At 31.1% G+C, this 4,853-nt stretch carries 5 protein-coding genes; 4 read left to right on the top strand and 1 reads right to left on the bottom strand.

Annotated elements, in window-relative coordinates:
- The first annotated feature begins 296 nt into the window (after positions 1-296).
- From H8S10_RS17640 to H8S10_RS17630, 3 genes are all read left to right on the top strand, one after another.
- Positions 297-1,118, top strand: a complete 822-nt coding sequence (locus H8S10_RS17640; protein ID WP_186839727.1) for a MerR family transcriptional regulator — start codon at positions 297-299, stop codon at positions 1,116-1,118.
- A gap of 89 nt (positions 1,119-1,207) precedes the next feature.
- Positions 1,208-2,578, top strand: a complete 1,371-nt coding sequence (locus H8S10_RS17635; RefSeq protein ID WP_186839726.1) for an FAD-dependent oxidoreductase — start codon at positions 1,208-1,210, stop codon at positions 2,576-2,578.
- A 96-nt stretch (positions 2,579-2,674) separates the two neighbouring features.
- Positions 2,675-3,142: an FAD-binding protein gene (locus tag H8S10_RS17630; RefSeq protein WP_186839725.1), complete on the top strand. Its 468-nt coding sequence runs from the start codon at positions 2,675-2,677 to the stop codon at positions 3,140-3,142.
- Positions 3,143-3,254: 112 nt separating this feature from the next.
- Here H8S10_RS17630 and H8S10_RS17625 read toward each other — a convergent pair whose 3' ends face one another.
- Positions 3,255-4,628, bottom strand: coding sequence for a dicarboxylate/amino acid:cation symporter (locus tag H8S10_RS17625; protein WP_243175907.1), 1,374 nt, complete (start codon positions 4,626-4,628; stop codon positions 3,255-3,257).
- A 123-nt stretch (positions 4,629-4,751) separates the two neighbouring features.
- Between H8S10_RS17625 and H8S10_RS17620 the strand changes: the two genes are divergently transcribed.
- A partial coding sequence (locus tag H8S10_RS17620; protein ID WP_347707662.1) for an IS1 family transposase occupies positions 4,752-4,853 on the top strand: 102 nt, incomplete at its 3' end.

Here is a 4,853-nt window from a genome sequence, read left to right as displayed (position 1 = left end):
AGAAATGGTATATTATTGCATGAAAAGAAAATAGCGTAAAGGTATATTTTTACAGAGAATAGGAGGCTTATAACCTCCTATTTGTCGTGTCAAAAAACTTGTTCATTTAGAAATAATTTCATATAAATATATGAATAAAAAATAAAAAGACCGTCTACTGAAATGATTTTAAAAATCATTTCAGAGACAGCCCCTTATATTTTAACTGATTATAAAAGATTAATATTTGAAAATTAGTTAGTATATAATATAATTGTTATATTATAAACGAGAGTATTTGCAAAATAGGAGATAATATGACAATAAGAAAAAGGTATAAGATTAAAGAGTTTTCTGAGGAAATGGGAGTAACTGTAGATTTGGTTAAACATTATGAGAAGTATGGAATAATTAATCCTATTAAGGAACAGGATTGTAAGTATAGATTTTATACAATTCAACATGGTGAGCGTATTTTGGCTAGTAAAAGATTTGGAAATATGGGATTCACAATTAGGGATTCTGCTAAGATTATGAATGAATATTCTTTGGAAGAAATACAAGCAACATTAGATAATAAAGCTAAGGATATTGAGAAAGAGATAATAAAATTGAATAGTATGAATAAGAGAATTATTGAATTAAAAGAACAGTGCGAGCTTTTTAAAAAATGCGAAGATAAAATAGCTATAGTGATTTCACCAGGGTTCTATTTTTTGAAGCAAACTGAAAATGCTGAATTTGACCAAGATGAAATTACTAAGGAAAGAATTAAGGAATGGATTGAATATTTTCCTTTTGTTACAAAGGCTTTAAAGGTTCCTAAAGATTATTTTACTAATGAGAAATCAATAAATTACCAATGGGGATTAGTCATAGGTGAAGATACTGCTAATAACATAGGTATTAACTGTACATATCCTGTTGAGTATATTAAGCCTCAAAAATGCTATAGATATTTTGTAGCTAAACCTTATAATGGATCTAGCATTGAAGCGTTAGAGGAAGTAGTTAATGAGGTTAAGAGAAAAAAATTAAAAGTAGTTGGAGATATGTTTCTAGAGGCTGGAATAGATTCTTTTAATAAAAAGATAAATTGCAGAGAAGTACATTATATATTTTGGATACCTATACAATGAATAAAATTTAACAAAGTTATTGACTAGTGTCTAACACATTAGTTTAAAATTTCCTTGTAAAGAAAATTATAGTATGGGGGAGATTTTAAATGAAAAAGATTGCAGCTTTAGTGTTATCTATAGTCATGGGACTAAGTGTGGTTGGATGTAGTAATACTAATACAAATGGTGGTGGAACAGATAGTAGTTCAAATACATATAAATCAGGAAAATATACTGCTATCGCTACAGGAAATAATGGAGACATAACAGTAGAGGTTGAATTTAATGAAAGTAGCATAGTAGGAATTTCTGTTATCGAAAGTAAAGAAACTGAAGGATTAGGTGATATAGCTATGGATAAGGTTATATCACAAATAGTTGACGGACAAACTTTGGCTGTCGATGTTGTATCAGGAGCGACAAACTCTTCTAATGCTTTATTAGAAGCAGTTGAAAAATGTGCTACTGAAGCAGGAGGAAATATTGATGTTTTAAAAACGAAAACAGAATCAGAATCTGAAAATAAGGTTGAAGAAATTGAAACAGATGTTGTAGTTGTAGGGGCTGGAGCTTCAGGTTCATTGGCAGCTTTAGCAGCAGTTAATAATGGAGCATCAGTAATACTTTTAGAGAAGGCTGGTACTGTAAGTGGAGCAGGGACTATGGCTGGGGGATTATTTGCAGCAGATAGTAACCAACAAAAAGAGGCTGGTAAAGAAGTAGATAAAGAATGGCTATACGAACAGTATGTAAAAGATAGTAGTTATTATGCTAATAGCAGACTTATAACTAAGATAATAGATGAAGCAGGTAAAACAGTTAATTACTTAGAGGAAAATGGTGTTAACTTATTACTTATGGATTCAGGTGCGGGAGCCCAATATGCTCACGTAGGAATGCCTTCAACTATTCACTATTATCAAGATGGTGGATCAGTAGCTATACAAACTTTACATGATAAAGTTGTAGATAATGGGGGACAAGTTTTATATGAAACTCCAGGAGAAGAATTAATATTTGATAAAGATAATAAAGTTGCTGGAGTTATAGCTAAAAAAGCTGATGGAACTACACTAAAAATAAATGCTAAATCAGTAATATTAGCAACAGGTGGGTTCGGTGGAAATGCTGAAATGATGGCAGAGGTATTTGGGGAAAAAGCTGGGACAGGACTTATTGGAACTGCTACTGGTGATGGATTAAATATGGCATGGAGTGCTGGTGCTGCTGAAGAGGGGATAGAAGTTGCTCAATGGTTTGGAATGAAATATGGTCCAGAAGCAAAACAAATGGAAAACTCATCAAAATTGACAGAACTTGTACGTAATCCTCTTTTATTCGTAAATAATAGAGGGGAAAGATTCTGTAATGAAGAAGAAGCTTATGAAAGTGCTGCATTAGGAACATATATGTATAATCAACCAGATGGAGACATGTATATAATACTAAATGATTCAATAATAAATGAAGTAGCTTAAAAAGGTCTTGCAGAAGTATTTGCTGACAGATGGGGACATTTATATGGGCAAGGTTTAACATATCAAGAAGCTGGACATGTTAAAGATTTAGATGCTATGTGTGAAACTAATAGAACTCCTTATGATTATAGTTCAACAATTGAAGATGCAGTAAAGTGTGGTGTAGCATTTCAAGCTGATTCTATTGAAAAACTAGCTGAATTAATCAATGCTCCATATTTAGTTGAGGAAGTTAATAACTATAATGAAATGTGCAAAAACGGTAAAGACACTCAATTCTATAAAGAGTCTAAATATATGTATTCTTTAGAAGAAGGTACTTTCTATGCTGTTAAAGTTGATTTAAGATGTTTAGGAACCCTAGGTGGAGTTAAGATAAATGAAAATATCCAAGCTGTAGATGAAGAAGGAAATCCAATAGAAAATCTTTGGGTTGCTGGGGCTGATGCAGGTGGATTATATGGTAATAATTATGTAATGTTTGAAGGTGGTACTTTAGGATTTGCATATACATCAGGTAGATTAGCAGGTGAAAATGCAGCTAAAAATGCTATATCAGAATAATATATAAAGTTTAGGAAAGCTTTTTTAGAGTATACCCCTAAAATATACTTTAAAATATAAAAAAATCACTTCTATTTTAAATAGAAGTGATTTTTTATTAATTATTTAATTATTATGCATTTTCTAAAACAGCTTCTGTGCTATTATAAATATCTTCATCTAAGGCATTTTCTGATTTAGCTACTACTACTGCTGTTGCAGCATCTCCGACTACATTTAGTGAAGTTACTAGCATTTCTACTGGTCTGTTTATAGCTAATATTAGTGAATATGCAAGTAATGCAGCATCGTTTTGATATCCCATTCCTGTTAATACTGTAAATAGTATTATTGCTCCAGCACCAGGGGCAGCAGGTGTACCTATAGAAGCTATAAGAGCTAATAATGATATTATTGCTATGTTACCAATTGTTATATCATATCCAGCACTTGATGCTATGAATATTGCAGCTATAACTTGCATTATTGCAGTTCCGTTCATGTTTATAGTCATTCCTAGAGGTAATGTAAATGAAGCTATTTCTTCACTTACTCCTAGTTCTTCAACAGTTGTCTTTGTATTTAAAGGTAAAGATGAATCTGATGAAGAAGTTGAGAATCCAAATAAAGCAACTTTAGAAATTTTCTTAACAAATATAACTGGATTTAATCTAGCAGCTATTAATATAAATAGGGCATATCCGAATACTAAGAATATTAATAATGCAACTACAACAGTCACTACGTAAGCTAAAGCTGGCTTTAAGTGTTCTACACCATATATTGCAAATGTTCTTGTTATAAGAACGAATATAGCTATAGGACCAAACTTAGTTATTACAAATGATAAGAATAAAGTTATTATATTATTTACATCTTCTAATAATTTTTTTAATACTTGAATTTTATCTTCTAATTTATTTAAGCAAAGTCCAGTTACAACTGCTAAGAATACTATTGAAAGTATTCTTCCATTTTGAGTGAATACTGATGCAATGTTATTTGGTATAGTTTGTACTAAAACTAGTAATGGATTGCTTCCTGTTGAACCAGTTTGAGAAGCTATGTTTTCAATACTTACGTTAAAGAATCTTAATTTGTGAGCTGTTATACCAAATATACCAGCAAGTACTAAAGCAAAAACAGATGTCGCTAAGAATCCTAATATAGTCTTATAAGAAATTCTTCCAAGCTTTTTAGTATCGGTAATTCTACACATAGCTAATGCTATTGATGTAAATACCATTGGTACTATTACTAATTGAAGTGAGTTAACAAAAAGTTGACCAAGTATATAGAATATACCTATAGCATCATTAGCACCTTCAACACTTATATCTTGGAATAATATTTTATTTATAGTTTGCCATAATCCAGCATTTCCACTTGCTATTAAGTTTTCTCTTAATAAAAGAAAGCCAGTACCTGCTATTAATCCAATTATAAGAGCTATTGCCATGTGTATAGCTAGTTTATTAGAGTTATTATTTTTAGTTTTTGAGTTCATAATGTCCTCCTAATTTGTATATTCGATCTGTTAAGTTATATGAACATTGCTCTTCTCAGCCCAAGGAAATACAATAGGTTTGCGATACTAAATAATACCCCCTTCGAAAAGGAGAGAAGAACAATGAGCAAAACTAATATAAAATGCCCACGCTGTAATTCTGATAAACTATACAAGTTTGGTATGAATAAGCAGGCTAAACAAAAGTATCAATGTAAGCAGTGT

The sequence above is a fragment of the Clostridium sp. NSJ-49 genome (assembly GCF_014287725.1).
GTDB lineage: Bacteria > Bacillota > Clostridia > Clostridiales > Clostridiaceae > Clostridium > Clostridium disporicum_B.
The sequence above is the reverse complement of the archived record's forward strand: the minus strand, read 5'-3'. Positions and strand labels throughout refer to the sequence as shown.